The 15,466-nt window shown below is 58.8% G+C and carries 16 protein-coding genes; 11 read left to right on the top strand and 5 right to left on the bottom strand.

Translation table 11 applies throughout. The features are described from left to right. Positions 1-5: 5 nt before the first annotated feature. Both D6851_RS06285 and D6851_RS06280 read right to left on the bottom strand, forming a co-directional pair. Positions 6-737 carry a class I SAM-dependent methyltransferase gene (locus D6851_RS06285; protein ID WP_120324055.1) on the bottom strand — a complete coding sequence of 244 codons (732 nt, stop codon included), beginning with the start codon at positions 735-737 and terminating at the stop codon, positions 6-8. 19 nt (positions 738-756) lie between these two features. Further along, entirely contained in the window at positions 757-1,689 is a 933-nt protein-coding gene (locus tag D6851_RS06280) for a DMT family transporter (protein ID WP_120324054.1), read from the bottom strand. 180 nt (positions 1,690-1,869) lie between these two features. Here D6851_RS06280 and mutM point away from each other — a divergent pair, with 180 nt between their 5' ends. The 8 genes from mutM to D6851_RS06240 all read left to right on the top strand — a co-directional run bounded on the left by mutM (position 1,870) and on the right by D6851_RS06240 (position 9,391). Further along, the gene (gene mutM / locus D6851_RS06275) at positions 1,870-2,676 is read left to right on the top strand and encodes a bifunctional DNA-formamidopyrimidine glycosylase/DNA-(apurinic or apyrimidinic site) lyase (protein WP_120324053.1); all 807 of its coding nucleotides are present in this window, start codon (positions 1,870-1,872) and stop codon (positions 2,674-2,676) included. Between the two features lie 213 nt (positions 2,677-2,889). Further along, positions 2,890-3,150, top strand: a complete 261-nt coding sequence (gene rpsT / locus D6851_RS06270) for a 30S ribosomal protein S20 (protein ID WP_120324052.1) — start codon at positions 2,890-2,892, stop codon at positions 3,148-3,150. Between the two features lie 495 nt (positions 3,151-3,645). Then, positions 3,646-5,049, top strand: a complete 1,404-nt coding sequence (gene dnaA, locus D6851_RS06265) for a chromosomal replication initiator protein DnaA (protein WP_238473970.1) — start codon at positions 3,646-3,648, stop codon at positions 5,047-5,049. Between the two features lie 24 nt (positions 5,050-5,073). Further along, positions 5,074-5,841: a HesA/MoeB/ThiF family protein gene (locus D6851_RS06260; protein WP_120324050.1), complete on the top strand. Its 768-nt coding sequence runs from the start codon at positions 5,074-5,076 to the stop codon at positions 5,839-5,841. A gap of 77 nt (positions 5,842-5,918) precedes the next feature. Continuing rightward, positions 5,919-6,575 (top strand): SDR family oxidoreductase, encoded by a 657-nt coding sequence (locus D6851_RS06255; RefSeq protein ID WP_210210333.1) that lies wholly within the window; start codon positions 5,919-5,921, stop codon positions 6,573-6,575. Between the two features lie 192 nt (positions 6,576-6,767). Then, on the top strand, positions 6,768-7,514 hold the full coding sequence (locus tag D6851_RS06250) for an SDR family NAD(P)-dependent oxidoreductase (protein WP_120324048.1): 747 nt from the start codon (positions 6,768-6,770) through the stop codon (positions 7,512-7,514). A 41-nt stretch (positions 7,515-7,555) separates the two neighbouring features. Further along, positions 7,556-8,329, top strand: a complete 774-nt coding sequence (locus D6851_RS06245) for a glutathione S-transferase family protein (protein ID WP_120324047.1) — start codon at positions 7,556-7,558, stop codon at positions 8,327-8,329. 51 nt (positions 8,330-8,380) lie between these two features. Further along, positions 8,381-9,391 (top strand): zinc-dependent alcohol dehydrogenase family protein, encoded by a 1,011-nt coding sequence (locus D6851_RS06240; protein WP_120324046.1) that lies wholly within the window; start codon positions 8,381-8,383, stop codon positions 9,389-9,391. A 45-nt stretch (positions 9,392-9,436) separates the two neighbouring features. Here the strand turns inward: D6851_RS06240 and D6851_RS06235 are convergent, their stop codons facing one another. Further along, positions 9,437-10,918, bottom strand: a complete 1,482-nt coding sequence (locus D6851_RS06235; RefSeq protein WP_120324045.1) for a diguanylate cyclase — start codon at positions 10,916-10,918, stop codon at positions 9,437-9,439. A gap of 224 nt (positions 10,919-11,142) precedes the next feature. On the opposite strand from D6851_RS06235, the gene D6851_RS06230 reads away from it, so the two are divergent. Continuing rightward, positions 11,143-12,042, top strand: coding sequence for a TauD/TfdA dioxygenase family protein (locus D6851_RS06230; protein WP_120324044.1), 900 nt, complete (start codon positions 11,143-11,145; stop codon positions 12,040-12,042). Between the two features lie 58 nt (positions 12,043-12,100). On the opposite strand, the gene D6851_RS06225 is transcribed toward D6851_RS06230, so the two are convergent. Next, a complete protein-coding gene (locus D6851_RS06225; RefSeq protein WP_120324043.1) occupies positions 12,101-12,649 on the bottom strand; it encodes a cysteine hydrolase family protein in 549 nt (182 codons plus the stop codon). A gap of 98 nt (positions 12,650-12,747) precedes the next feature. Between D6851_RS06225 and D6851_RS06220 the strand changes: the two genes are divergently transcribed. After that, positions 12,748-13,731, top strand: a complete 984-nt coding sequence (locus D6851_RS06220; protein ID WP_120324042.1) for a GlxA family transcriptional regulator — start codon at positions 12,748-12,750, stop codon at positions 13,729-13,731. Between the two features lie 193 nt (positions 13,732-13,924). Beyond that, entirely contained in the window at positions 13,925-14,908 is a 984-nt protein-coding gene (locus D6851_RS06215) for an alpha/beta hydrolase (RefSeq protein ID WP_120324041.1), read from the top strand. Positions 14,909-14,975: 67 nt separating this feature from the next. Here the strand turns inward: D6851_RS06215 and D6851_RS06210 are convergent, their stop codons facing one another. Beyond that, entirely contained in the window at positions 14,976-15,377 is a 402-nt protein-coding gene (locus tag D6851_RS06210; RefSeq protein ID WP_120324040.1) for a VOC family protein, read from the bottom strand. Between the last annotated feature and the right edge of the window lie 89 nt (positions 15,378-15,466).

Here is a 15,466-nt window from a genome sequence, read left to right as displayed (position 1 = left end):
CCCGCTCAGACTTTCCAGCCGGAATGGATCGCCACAAGCCCGCCCAGTATCGGCTCCACTCTTGTGCGAACGAAACCGGCATCGCGGATCATCTGCTCGAATTCGGGCATGGTGGGGAAACGACGGATCGATTCGATCAGATAGCGATAGCTGTCTGCATCATCAGCCACAGCCTTGCCGATCTGCGGCACCAGCTTATGCGAATAAAAATCGTAGGCGTCCTTGAAACCGGGCCATTCGGTGGTCGAAAATTCGAGACAGAAGAACCGTCCGCCAAATTTCAGCACGCGATGCGCTTCAGCCAGCGCCCTGTCGATATGAGTGACATTCCGAATACCGAAAGCGATGGTATAGGCATCGAATGTGCGGCTTGGGAAAGTCAGTTCTTCCGCGTTCTGACGCGACCAGACAAGGCTGTCGAGCCCGCGCTTCATTGCCCGCTCGATTCCGACATCGAGCATTTCCTGATTGATATCGGATACGGTGACATCGGCTCCGCAGGCTTCCATCCGGAAAGCAATGTCACCGGTGCCGCCCGCCATATCGAGGATCTGTTCGCCGGGCTGCGGTTTCACCCGCCGCACGAAACGGTCCTTCCACAAGCGGTGCATACCGCCAGACATGGCATCGTTCATGATGTCATATTTGGCAGCAACATTAGAGAAGACATCACCGACGCGACGGGTCTTCTCTTCGGGGCTCACTTCTTCGTAGCCGAAGGAAACGCTCTCACTCATGCGCCATCCTCTAGCGCCCTCATTTGTCCTGTACCAGCGGAACCTTTGTCCGCACGGACTGACGATGGGCGAAGGCTCCCAGAACAATTCCCGCCAATATGCTCGCCATGCCCACAAAATGATAGAAATAGAGCTGCTCGCCCAGCAGCAGGGCCGAAAGAATCGCTCCGAAGATCGGCAGCAGTGTAATGGCTTGCCCCGCGCGTGCCGGACCGGCGACGCTGGCGGCCCAGTTATAAATGAAATAGGCCATGACCGAGGAAATCACCGCAACATAGAAATAAGCGCCAAGAGTGCTCCATTTCCAATGCACGATCGCGCCGTTGCTCCATTCCCAAAACGCGAAAGGCGCAAGGGCTATCACGCCGACCGCAAAAGTGCAGGCCACCAGATTGATCGGTGCAATGGCAGGCTTCCTGCGCAGGGAAACGGTGTAGAGCGACCAGACCAGCACCGATGCCAGTACCCACAGATCACCTGCCCCCAGATGCAATCGCAAAGCAGCGGCCGGGTCGCCTTCGAATACAATCACCACCACACCGATGACCGAAAAAATGACGCCGACAATCTGTAACCACGGCGCACGCATACCGAAGAAGACACGATCCATGACCAGCACCAGCGCCGGAACAGCCGATTGCAGCAATAAGGCATTGGTCGCTGTGGTATAACGTAAGCCAGCATAAAGCAGCGTGTTGAAGGCTGCGATCCCCGTCAGGCCCAGCAGCACGATCCATCGCCAGTTTTCACGGATAGCGTGCCGTTCCTGCCACAAGGTCTGCCAGGCGAAAGGCAGCAGTACCAGCAGAGCCAGCAGCCAGCGCCCGAAAGCGAGCTGAACCGGCGGAATATCGAATCGCACCGCACGGCCGATAATCGAGTTGCCCGCCCAGCAAAGCATCACCAGACCGAGCATCGCGAAAGCACGCAATTGAAGAGATTTTTGGGGCATGAATTATCCTTGGCTTGTCACGCGCCCATAGGCTGTCTGTTCAGCAAATTCGACTCCGCCACTGCGGACAATCTTGCACAAAGCTGCGTTCGTCTCGCTTGGCGGCGTGTTCCGGCTATGCAGTGCCCGCCGCTGCGCGAAAGAATGTCGTTTTATGCCGGGATCGTCTAAGAGCCTGCCATGCCCGAACTTCCCGAAGTCGAAACCACCGTGCGCGGCCTCGCGCATTTTCTCGATGGCGCGACCATTACGCGTGCTGTGACAAACCGACCCGATATGCGGCGGCCTTTCCCGCCCGATCTGGTCCAGACACTGACCGGTGCGACCGTCACAGGGCTCGGCCGGCGAGCCAAATACGGGCTGATCCATATGAATCGTGAGCGTAGCCTCATCTTCCATCTGGGTATGAGCGGGCGCTGGCGAATCGACCCTGAGAGGATCGAAAAGCATGACCATCTGGTGATCGAAACCGTCGATCACCGCTTTGCTCTATGCGATCCGCGACGCTTCGGCTCGGTCGATCTGGTAGCAAGCGACTTGCTCAAACGATGGCCGCCTTTTGCCGCTATGGGTCCCGAACCGCTCGGGCCGGCGCTGACAGCGCACCATCTTCACACGTCTTTTGCAGGGCGCAGACAGGCCATCAAGCTGATGCTGCTCGATCAGCGTTTCGTGGCCGGGCTGGGCAATATCTATGTCTGCGAAGCTTTGTACCGGGCCCATATCAGCCCGCTTAAACCCGCCGGTAAAGTGTCGCTCGCATTGAAACGGCTGGTGCCCGCCATTCGCGGCGTTCTCGAAGAAGCCATAGCGGCCGGCGGTTCCTCGCTGCGCGATTACGCCCGACCCGACGGAGAGCTCGGCTATTTCTCCAAACAGTTCGACGTTTATGGTCGTGAGAGCGAACCATGCCCCTGCGGCGGCACGATCAGACGAATCACGCAAGGCGGGCGTAGCACCTGGTATTGCCCCAAATGCCAGCGCTGAGAGCATTCGCGCTTGCCCTTATCCCATGTAACGCGCATAAAAGAGCGGTTGAAGCGGCCGGACAGACCCGATTGCTTGACCTTTGCGCGCACTCTCGCTAAGGGCGGCCCTTCGCAGCGGACCGGCCTCGCCGGGATCGCAGCTTCTTAACAGATTCTTGGAACGAAAGCTTGGACCAGCGCCATGCCGCGCTGCCGCTAAAAAAGGACAGACATGGCCAATACGCCGCAAGCCCGCAAGCGCATCCGCCGGAACAACCGCCGCGCTGAAATCAACACTTCGCGCATGAGCCGCATCCGCAGCTTCGTGAAGAAGGTCGAAACCGCTCTCGACGCCGGTAACAAAGAAGAAGCGCAGAACGCTCTCAAGGCTGCTCAGCCCGAAATCGCGCGCGGTGTCGCTCGCGGCGTGATACACAAGAACACGGCTGCCCGGAAGTTCAGCCGGCTGACCAAGCGAGTCGCATCTCTGTGATTCGTGCCCTTCGGGGCACTTCAAATTGCGAAATCTGAAAGAAGCCGGTTTGTTTCAAACCGGCTTCTTTCGTTTGTCATAAGGGCTTTTGCGGAGCGCTTCTCAGAAGCCAAGGGAATCCTGCGATTCGCGAAGTTGAAATATAAGAATCTATATTTTTCATAGACTTAAACAGGAGCCTGCGGGCCTCACCTGAGTCAAGCCGCTATATTTCACTTTTTTTACCCGGCAGCTCTTGCCCGAATCCGCAAGGGGCTCATAAATCAAATCCACAGGCGCAGCACTGACTGCCGCGCCGATCAAACAATGATCTTCGCTTTTAAGGGCGCCAGGAATCACATTTCTGGCGAACGGCGAAGCTGTGTTCATCCGTAATTCGGCGGGTGGATGAAAATGGTAGACTGGCCGAATTGGCTATTCGGGGGGCTCATGATTCGCAGCGAGAAACATTTCGCCAGGGGCTCTTCCGCGAAAACAGATAAAAACGGGAGCACCATGGAAGATCAGGAAGCGCTGGACCTTGCGGCCGACTGGGCCGATATCAGTCAGGGGCTGCGCAAGGATCTTGGCCAGCAAATGCATAGCCAGTGGATCAAGCCGATTCAGCTCGGCAGTTTCTGCAAGCAAAGCGGAACACTGGATCTTTTCCTGCCGACGGAATTTTCCGCCAACTGGGTACAGGACCGGTTTCATGACCGGCTTTCGCTCGCCTGGAAAATCGCCCGCAGCGAAGTCAAGAATGTGCGCATTCAGGTCCATCCGGGCCGCCGCAAAATGGCCGATCTCAATCTCGGCACCGCCCAGAGCGCGCAGCGGCATGCCGCGAATGACCGGATGCAGGGCCGCGATTCGCTCAGCGATAACGGGTTCATTTCGTCGGTCGGGCTAGACCCGACGCTGACTTTCGCCGCTTTCGTGACCGGCACCACCAATGTGCTGGCTTTCAATGCGGCGGAGCGCATGGCCAAGGTCGAAAAGCCGCAATTTTCGCCGCTTTACCTCAAGGCTGCGACCGGACAGGGCAAAACGCACCTGCTCCACGCAATCGGCCATGCCTATCTGCAAAATCATCCCAAGGCGCGGATCTTCTACTGCTCAGCCGAACGCTTCATGGTCGAATTCGTTCAGGCCCTGCGCCAGAACGAGATGATCGAATTCAAGGCCAGGCTGCGCGGTTTCGATCTGCTGCTGGTCGACGATATTCAGTTCATCATCGGCAAGGCTTCGGCGCAGGAAGAGCTGCTTTACACGATCGATGCGCTGCTCGCCGAAGGCAAACGGCTGGTTTTCGCCGCCGACCGGGCACCGCAGGCTCTCGACGGAGTCGAACAGCGGCTCCTTTCACGCCTCTCCATGGGGCTGGTGGCCGATATTCAGCCCGCCGATATCGAACTGCGCCGTGCGATACTCGAATCGAAACTGACCAAATTCGCCCCGCTCGAGGTACCTTCGGACGTGATCGAATTTCTCGCCCGCACGATCAATCGCAATGTTCGTGAGCTGGTCGGCGGCCTCAACAAGCTGATCGCCTATGCCCAGCTGACCGGACAGGATGTGTCGCTCCAGCTCGCCGAAGAGCAGCTGACCGATATCCTCTCGGCCAACCGCAAGCGCATCACGATTGACGAGATCCAGCGCACGGTCTGCCAGTTCTATCGCGTGGACCGGTCGGAAATGTCGAGCAAGCGACGCGCCCGCGCCGTGGTTCGTCCACGCCAGATCGCCATGTATCTCGCCAAAGTGCTCACACCGCGCAGCTACCCCGAAATCGGGCGCAAATTTGGCGGGCGCGATCACTCCACCGTGATCCATGCCGTTCGCCTGATCGAAGATCTGCGCCAGCGCGACGCCGATATGGACGGCGATGTCCGTTCGCTTCTGCGCCAACTGGAATCCTGACAAAGGTTACTCTAGAAACGGGCCATGAGCAGCCTGCCGACCCATCGCCTCAACCGTTACGCCCGTCATATCGTCCTCCCCGAAATCGGGGGGGCCGGGCAGCTTGCGCTGAGCAATGCTCACCTGGTTCTGGTGGGGGTCGGCGGGATTGGCTGTCCGGCTTTGCAATATTGCGCCGGCGCCGGAATCGGACGCCTGACGCTGATCGACAGCGACCAGGTGGATGAGACCAATCTCCAGCGGCAGACGATTTTCACAATCGCCGACATCGGTCGCGACAAGGCACTGGCCGGTGCCGAATGGGCCGCACGGTTCGATCCCAATCTTGCGGTCGACCCGAAAGTCACCCGGATCTATCCCGATAATGCGGGCGAGCTGATCGCGGGTGCCGATCTGGTGCTGGATGGCTGCGACAATTTCGCCACACGCCTTGCCGTCTCGGATGCGTGTGTTGCCGCGCAAATCCCCTTGCTGAGCGCCGCTATCGGCCGGTTTCAGGGGCAGGTCGGCAGTTTTGCCGGCCACCGCGCCGATCAGCCCTGTTATCGCTGCTATGTCGGCGATGCTTTCGATGGCGACGATTGCGACACCTGCGCGCAGGACGGTGTGCTGGGGGCCATGGCGGGCTGGGTGGGAACCTTTGCCGCCATGCAGGCGATCCGCCTCCTGCTCGACGGGAAAAGCGCTTTCGGTGCCGCGCAATGGGGCACGCTCCATCTGCTCGATGGAATGCAGCCGGGCATGCGCTCACTCAGCATCGCGAAAGATCCGGACTGCCGCGCCTGCGGTTGAAAATTCTCGCCTCATGCGCAGATCGGATCTGTCCTGCCCGCCGGGCTCGAAGGGACAGCCGATAAAAGAGGCCGATTATGAAGATATTTATCGTTGGAGGCGCCGGCAAGATCGCTCGCCGGCTTGCGAAAATCTGCGCGGATAAGGGGCATCAGCCGCTTTCGCTTTTTCGCCGGGCAGAACAGGAAAGCGAACTCGAAAAGCTGGGCGCAACACCCGTTTCGGGCGATCTGACGGAACTCACGGCTGAAGACCTCGCTTCCCTGATGGCAGGCTGCGATGCGCTTGTCTTTTCTGCCGGTGCAGGCGGTGCCGGACAGGAAATCACCAATGCAATCGACGGAGACGGATTCCGCAAATCGCTTCAGGCTGCACAAATGGCCGGGGTTAAGCGTTTTTTGCAAGTCTCGGCCTTTCCCGAATCGGGGCGCGGCGGCGAACCGAAAGAAGGGTTCGAAAATTATATGCGGGTCAAAAAGCAGACCGATTGCGAGCTGGTTGCCAGTGATCGCGACTGGGTCATTCTGCGCCCCGGCACGCTGACCAATGATAGTGGCGATGGCCGGATCAATGCCGATCTGGCAGTGCCTTATGGGAATGTTTCGCGTGACAATGTCGCGCTGACGCTGGCGACGCTGATCGAAACGCCGGCACTCCACCATTGTATCATCGAACTGACCGACGGCGATCACCCGGTAACCGATGCGCTGCAGGCGCTTGCCGACAGATCGTAAATCCCTCGCCCCGCTCTGGCTATCCCGTGACGGGGCGAGAACCATCCTCCGATGCAACCCGTCTCTCCTCTGTGGCAGCAGGGTAATCCGCTGTTCCCTTTTCCCTCCCGTCATTATACGCCTGCATAAGAATGGGAGAGACCGATCCTGCAAGACCGCGAAGAAGCGGCGGATCGGCAGAAAGGATGCGCGATGGATTTCACCGGACGTCACATTGTCATTACCGGGGCTTCGACCGGTATCGGCAAGGCCACTGCACATCGTATCGTCAAAGCAGGCGGTACCGTCACACTGATAGCGCGCCGCGCCAATCTTCTGGAAGCGCTTTGCACCGAGCTGGGCGACAGCGCCAGATGGGCAGCGGCCGATGTTGCGGACAAACCGGCGGCGCTCGCCGCGCTCGATTCCGCCATGGAGCAGAATGGCCCGATTGACGGTCTTTTTCTCAATGCCGGAATCGGCGGCACTTTCGCTCCGATCGGCGAGTATAGCGACGAAACTTTCGATCAGGTTCTGGCAGTCAATCTCAAGGCCCCTTTCTGGGCTATCAAACATGTGCTTCCCGGCATGGCCGAGCGAGGCAGGGGAGCGATTCTCATAACGGCCAGCCTTGCGGCAAAGCGCGGCATGGCTATGAATGCGGGCTATGTCGCATCGAAACATGCCGTGCTCGGTCTTGCACGCTCCGTGGCGGTGGAAACGGCGCCGCAAGGCATACGCTGCAATTGCGTGATCCCCGGCTTTATCGAGACACCGATGCTGGAAGAAATTCCCGGTGAGCAGAAAACAACCATCGAAGCCCGTGTGCCGCAGCGCCGCATGGGATCTGCCGGGGAGCTCGCCGAAGTCGCCGCTTTCCTTCTGTCCGATGCAGCCAGCCATGTGACGGGTCAGGACTGGGCCGTGGATGGCGGTGTGCTGGAATCCATCGAAGTATAAAGATCCGCCCGCAAGGCGGGCTGCCAAATGGGAGAGAATAATTGGCAATAAAATATTACCATGCCGAGCCGCTGGCCAATTCGCTGAAGAGCATGATTCCCCTGAAGGAAAAGGGGATTGCCTACGAATCCATCTATGTCGATCTGCATAAGTTCGAACAGCATTCGGACTGGTTCAAGGCGATCAATCCCGAAGGGCAGGTGCCGGTGCTCGATCACGATGGCACGATCATCACTCACACCACGATCATTAATGAATATCTCGAAGATGTTTTCCCCAACCGGCAGCCCGCATCCGGCCCGCTGCGCCCATACGATCCGGTGGGTGCGGCACGGATGCGCTACTGGAACAAATTCGTCGATGAGCATGTGATGAATTATGTTTCCATGCATGGCTGGCACCGTCTGGTGCGGGTTATCGCGCGCAATATCGAAAGCGGGGAATTCGAGAAACTGATGGAGCATGTGCCACTGCCCGATCAGCGCAAGAAATGGATGCAGGCGCGCTCCGGCTTTTCGGAAGCTGATCTCGCCAATGCGATGGAAAAGATCGAATATGCGATGAACAAAGTCGAAAATCAGCTCGGGGAAACCGAATGGCTGGCCGGTGACAGCTACACGCTCGCCGATATCAATTTCTTTTCCCATTGCGGTGCGATGGTGGAGCGAATGTTCCCCGATCTGGATGTGACCGGCCGCTTTCCCCGCACCATTGCCTGGCGTGATAAAATGAAAGCACGCCCGGCCGTGGCCGAAGCGCTGCAAAGCGAGGACCGTACAGCACCCGGACTTCGGACCTGGAGCGGCGATCAGTAGTTGGAGAGATGAAAGCCCCTTTGCGGGCTGTGCAGAAACAGGAGATCAGTCATGCGCGCATGGATGCTACCCGCCGGTTCCGACGGCTATCAACAGCTCGAACTCAAGGAGATCGGCAAACCCTCGCCCGGTCCCGGCGAAGTGCTTATCCGCCTGCGTGCATGGTCGATCAATTACCGCGACTTTGCCGTGGCTTCGGGCGACTATTTCGGCGGAAAGCTGACCCGGCCGGCCATTCCGCTTTCCGACGGAGCGGGCGAAGTCGAAGCGGTGGGCGACGGTGTAACCGCTTTCGCTCCGGGCGACAGGGTGCAAAGCACTTTCTTCACCAATTGGGTGGACGGCCCGCCGCGGCGCAGTCCGGCTCTGGGAGACGGCATGGCCCCCGGCATGCTGGCCGAATATGTCGTGCTGCCCGAAACGGGGGTGGTGCCCATGGCGCGCAGCCTCGATTTCGGACAGGCTGCCTGCCTTCCCTGTGCCGGGGTCACCGCATGGAATGCGCTGATCGAAGGGCCGCGCCCGGTCCAGCCGGGGGATAAGGTCCTGCTGCTCGGCACGGGCGGTGTTTCGATGCTCGCGCTGGAAATCGCCCGCACCGCCGGGGCCGAAGTGATCGCCACCAGCTCTTCGGATGCCAAGCTCGAAAAAGTGCAGGCTCTGGGTGCCGCACATACGATCAACTACAAAAGCACGCCCGAATGGGGCGCTTATGTGCAGGAGCAATTCGGCGGGGTGGACAAGGTCGTCGAAGTGGGCGGAGCCGGCACGGCGGAACAGTCTATGCAGGCGCTGGGCACGGAAGGTGAAATCGCCTTTATCGGTGTGCTGTCCCCCGAAGGCGGCCCCAATCCGCGCGGGCTGATGATGAATGCGGGCACGATGCGCGGCATCTTTGTCGGCTCGGCAGCCATGGCGCGCAAGCTCAACCGGGCCATCGATGTAAACGGTATCACCCCGGTGATCGGCAAACGCTTCGCCTTCGAGGATGCGCCCAAAGCCTATGACCATGCCTGGGGGCCGGAGAGCTTTTCCAAGACGGTGATCGAGCTGGACGGGTAAAAAGCAGCAAGCTGACCGGCCGCCGGACACAAGCAGGCGTTCCGGTCAGCTCACCAGACGAATATCGGAAGGATCGCCCGTCCAGACCGGGGCATGGCTGCCATCGAAAATCGCCGCCGTGCCCCGCCCTTTTTCTTTGGCCGTATATAAAGCGTAATCGGCAAACCGCAGAAGCATACTGCGATTGTCGATCTCCCGTGTCAGCCAGGCTGCACCGATCGTCGCGGTCACGATAACGCGATCGTCGCCCGAACCGACTTCGTAGCGCAGTTCTTCGAGCAGCGCGTGCAAAGTGCCGGGCAGATCGTCGAGCAAATCGCTTTCCTCGATCACGACCACGAATTCATCGCCCCCCAGCCGGGCTGAGAGATGGGCCGAACACGTGCCATGACGCAGCCTGTCCGCCATAAATCGCAGGACATCGTCACCCGCTTCATGGCCGAACCGGTCATTGGCCTGTTTGAATCTGTCGAGATCGATAATCGCCGCGGCCAGTCGTCTCCCGCGTTTCCGCGCGCCGATAATGCTGTCATCGAGATATTGATTGAGACGTGCGCGATTGGCGAGGCCGGTCAGCTCATCGGTAAAGGCCCGCTGATGCAGCTTTTGCAGCATGATATGGCGTTCCGTCACATCCTGAATTACGCCGATTAGCGCCACTGGCTTGCCATCGACCCGCTCGGGCATTCCCATCGCCCGGACCCGCCGCTTCATACCCTGCGCATCGATCAGATCGACTTCCAGATCGTAGGATTCACCCGTGGCAATACAGGTTTCGACTGCCTGATTGATCGATTGCCGGTCTTTGGGCGGAAAATATTCGAGCGCATGGCCCAGATTGTCATGCGGCGCACCCGAGATACCGTGGATGACCTGCGTCTGGTGAGACCAGTCCACTTCCTGCGTCACCAGATCCAGCCGCCAGGAGCCGATATTGGCCATCTTTTCAGCCAGTTCGAATTGCCGCTGTCGCCGCTCCAGTTTGCGGGAAAGCGTGGCCTGATCCCTGATCTGATTCTGCGCCAGACGTTCCGCGAAACGGGTCTGGAACAGTACCTCCACCAGATGCGCCAGATCGCCCAGTTCGCGCAACTGGCCGGGCTCGGGATTTTGCGCCTTATCGTCGATCACGCATAGCGTACCGATCGGGACTCTCTGCCCATCCAGCTCCGGCCCCAGCAGCGGCAAGGTGACGAAGAAATGCAGCTCCGGCGCATTGCGGATATCGGGCAAGGCGCTGAAATACGGGTCGGCCTGTAAATCGGACACGACAATCGAACGGGCCTGGTCGACAGCAGTTGCACAGATCGAGCATTCGCGCGGCACTTCCTGCGGGGCAAAACCCTGCCGCGCCTTGAACCATTGGCGATCGACATCGATCAGCGAGATATAGCTCGTCTTACAGCGGAATATGCGCCGCGCAGCGCTCACAATCGCTTCGAATTCTCGCTCCGGCGCGGTATCGAGAATGGCCAGCATAGCGAGCGTCCGCTGCCGATGCTTTTCTGCTTTTTCCCGATCCAGCATTCATAAACCTCTCTTACGATCCAGACAGGGTAAAGCCTTAAAGTTGCCAGATGATTAAGTAAAATCACGTGGTTTTAAATAGTTATTTTCAATAGGCCGTTTTGTCTGATTATTTACGGATGCAGAGCCGAACTGCTATCTTTCCAAAATAGGGCAATGTGCTTAAAAAACGGAGCGCCAGACAGAAAAATAGCCGCGCACCGTCTGCCGAGAGGAGAGGATCGATGGAAGAAGCCCGGATCAGCCTGCATGGCGATTTCGATAATGCCCCGCGCGATTATCGCCATATTACGGTACAACCCGCCGCCGCTGCACTGGGCGCCGAACTGTGCGATGTCCGTTTGCCCGATCTGAACGATGCGGCTTTTAACGAATTTCGCGATGCGCTGCACCGCCACAAGGTTCTGTTCCTGCGCGATCAGAACCTGACGCATGACGAGCATGAAGCCTTTGCTGCAAAGCTCGGCCCCTTTGCTGTGGACGCCTATACGCAGGGGACGCAGGGGCACCGCAATGTTCATCCGATCATCAAGGAAGCCACGACCCGCTCCAAGGCGCTGTTCGGCAGTGGCTGGCACACCGATTCCCCGTTTCTCGCCGAACCGCCCTCCATCACCATGCTGCGCGCTGTGGAGATCCCGCCTTATGGCGGCGATACGGTCTGGACCAATACCGCGCTCGCTTTCCGTTTCCTCAGCCCGGTGATGCAGGACATGCTACGCCCGCTGCGGGTGCATATGTCGGCCGCAGCCAATTATGCGACCCAGGCCAGACTGGCGGGCAAGGGCCTGCCCTTTGCCGACGAGCAGCAGAAACGCGAAGCACTCGAAGGGCGTTATCATCCGCTGATCCGCACCCATCCCGACACGGGGGAGGAAGCGCTCTATGTCGATGAAGTCTATGCTGTGGGGATAGAAGGGATGACATCGCAGGAAAGCGGCCCGATTCTCGATTTTCTCCGCCGCCATATCACCAATCACGCCTTCACTTTCCGTCTGCGCTGGGAAACGGGCATGGTCGCCCTGTGGGATAATCGCGCCACGCTGCACCTGGCGGCCAATGATTATGACGGCTTCCGGCGGGAGATGTACCGCACCACCACCGCCGGATCGGCACCAGCATAAAAGCGGTAACGAGAGGGTGCGCAGGGAAGAATCCCGCACGCCCCTCCCCTTCTTTGGCTTAATCGGAAAGATAATCGGCCGTGGCAATCGCCTTGCCATAGGCAAAATCCAGCGCGGCCATATTGGCGGCGTGGACCTGCGCGGCAGGAACCGTGACGCCATCGAATTCCAGCGCACGGGTGGCGCAGGCATCGTGAATCGTGGTCACATCGAAACCGAAATCGGTGGCGGCGCGGCCGGTGGCGGCAATGCAGATATGCGACATCGCACCGACCATCGTGATCGCCTCGATCCCTTCGGCCCGCAAAAGGTCCAGCAGCCCGGTTTCGCGGAAGGAATTGGGATAATGCTTGCGCAGCACCTGTTCGCCTTCCTGCGGCGTAACCTGCGGAATAATCTGCGTGCCTTCGCTGCCCGGCAGGAAAAAGCCTGCATCGGCCTCCGGCGCCTCATGCCACATATGGAAAACCGGAATGCCCTTTTCACGAGCGTCGGCGATCACTCTGGCCGCATTGGCCACAGCCTCATGCACGCCTTCCAGCGCCATCCGGCCTTCGGGGAGATAATCCTTCTGCAAATCGACGACGAGAACGGCTTGCCTGGTCATAAAAAGCTCCTTGTTTGAAATGTGATGCGGCAAGCCTAATCCGCTCTAGGCGATCTGAAGATTGGCGGAAACGACATTATCCGTGCTAATATCGCCATATGTCGATTCCATCCGCTTCCGCTGCGCCGAATATCGCCATTCTGATCTATCCCGGATGCCAGATGGCCGCCGTGCTGGGCCTGACCGATCTGCTGCTGAAAGGCGATGAAATCGCGCAGGACAAATCTCCCGGCGGCACTCCGCCCGTTCTCACGGTGAGCCATTGGCGACAATCGGCAGAAACGGGCAGCCCGGCTCCGGTGTTCCATTCGCATAGTCAGCAAGACGTTCATCCCGCTGTGGTGGTGCTTCCTCCGGCACTGGGCGGGCCGGTCGATCGCGCGCTGGCCCAATCCTATGCGCCATGGCTGCGGGCGCTGCATAAAGAGGGAACTGTTCTCGCATCGGTGTGCGGCGGGGCCTTGCTTCTGGGCGAAACCGGCCTGCTGGACGGACGCCGGGTCACGACCCACTGGATTTACCGGGAGCTGATGCAAAGCCGCTTTCCCGAAGCGCAGCCCGATACTGACCGGCTAACGATCGACGATGGCGATATTTTCACCGCGGGCGGGGTTATGGCCTGGACCGATCTGGGCCTGCAACTGATTGCAAAATATCTCGGTCCCACGATCATGATGGATACGGCACGCATGTTCCTGATCGATCCGCCAGGGCGCGAACAGCGTTATTATAGCGTGTTTTCGCCTAATCTCTCTCATGGCGACAAAACCATTCTGAAATTGCAGCACTGGCTTCAGACCACCGGCGCGACCGACATCGATCTGCCCGTCTTATGCGATGTGTCGGGCCTTGAAGAACGCACCCTTCTGCGCCGCTTCCGCAAGGCCACCGGGCACACCACCACCGAATATGCCCAGCGTTTACGGGTCGCCCGCGCGCAGGAGCAATTGCAGTTCAGCAAAGCCTCCGCCGAACAGATCGGCTGGGAAGTCGGCTATCAGGATGCCAGCGCCTTTCGCCGGGTTTTCCGTCGCATCGTCGGCCTCACCCCCGCTGAATATCGCCGCCGTTTCGCCGCTTAGCCGCAAAGGGCCATAGTCCTGCCATCGCTTTGTTGAACGCAGCTCACCGCAGAGTGCAAAGGATGGCATCTACCCCAGATATACGGCCTTCTTATCTCATAGCTGTACCGAATAACGGCAGTGCCGGACAGGTAACATTGTCTTTCCGCTCTGGCACGGTCTGAACGGACCAAACGAGAAAGGAACCGAAGGCATGGCATCCGAAACATATACGCCCGATCTCTCCAATGGAGCGGACAATTTCTATAAGAGCGATGCCGTTACACGTGACGCGATCACTTTCAGGACAGTGTACGACACCCATGTGGCGGGCAATCTGTTCATCCCGAAGAATCTCGACCGCAACACGACTCATCCGGCTCTGGTCGTGGGCCATCCGATGGGAGCGGTGAAGGAACAGAGCGCCAATCTCTATGCCACCAAAATGGCCGAGCAGGGTTTTGTCACTATCGCTATCGATCTGCCCTTCTGGGGAGACAGCGAAGGTGCACGCAACCGCGTTTCACCCGATATGTATGCCGAAGCCTTCAGCGCGGCGGTGGATTATCTCGGCACGCAGAATTATATCGACCGCGACCGGATCGGCGCTATCGGCATTTGCGGCAGCGGCAGCTTCGTTATCAGCGCCGCCAGGATCGATCCGCGCATTCGGGCGGTCGCGACGGTAAGCATGTACGATATGGGCCAGGCCAATCGGCATGGCCTCAACAAATCGGTCTCGCTCGAAGATCGCAAGGCTGCGATTGCCGAAGCCGCACAGCAGCGCTGGGCCGAAGCCGAAGGCGCGCCGCTGGCCTATACCAGCGGCACACCGCATGAAATCACCGGCAATCCGATCGGAGACGAATTCTACGATTATTATCGCACCCCGCGCGGTGAAGTCATACCGAAGGGGCAGACGCGGGAAACCACCACACATCCCACCACGAGCAGCAACACGAAGTTCATGAACTTCTATCCTTTCATGGATATCGAAACGATCAGCCCGCGCCCCATGCTGTTCATTACCGGGACCGAAGCGCATTCGCGCGAGTTCAGCGAAGACGCCTATGCCCGCGCGGCCGAGCCTAAGGAATTGTTCTGGGTGGAAGGGGCCGGCCATGTCGATCTCTATGACCGCACCGGCCTCATCCCCTTCGACAAGCTGACCGGCTTCTTTAACGGCAATCTGGACTAAGCCGGGCGAGCGCCTTTCGGTCCCGCAAACCCGTCAACGGAGGGAGGGGGATGTCCCCTCCCTCTTTTTATACGGCAAAGAAATTCAGTTCCAGCAGGACATTGTTCGGATCGGCAGTGAAGATTTGCCGCAGGCCAATCGCTTCGACCAGATTGGTCTGATAATCGGCATCCATCGCATCGAGCCGCGAAATGACCGACTCATAGCCTTCGCATTTCAAAGCCACGTGATGCAGCGCGCCGGTTAGCGAACCCGGCTCCACCGCGCGGTCATAAGTGCGCGGACAATCCACCGTATTGATATGAATTATCGCACGGCCCGCCGCATCGAACATCCATGTGGCATTGTCGGGCGTCAGCGGCGGCGGTGCATCGCGCCGTTCAAGATCGAGCAATTGCGCATAGAATTGTGCGGTTTCCTCCATCCGGTCGGTGATGATGTTTACATGGTCGAGGGACTCGACTCGCATATCCTGGCTCCCTAACGGTAACGTGCCTTTACGCTTGCAGGCCGGCAAAAATTTAGTATGTAGTGCTTACAAATTTAGCGTATCGGTTC

The organism is Altericroceibacterium spongiae (assembly GCF_003610805.1).
Lineage (GTDB): Bacteria > Pseudomonadota > Alphaproteobacteria > Sphingomonadales > Sphingomonadaceae > Altericroceibacterium > Altericroceibacterium spongiae.
This window is presented reverse-complemented; position numbering and strand designations above follow the sequence as displayed.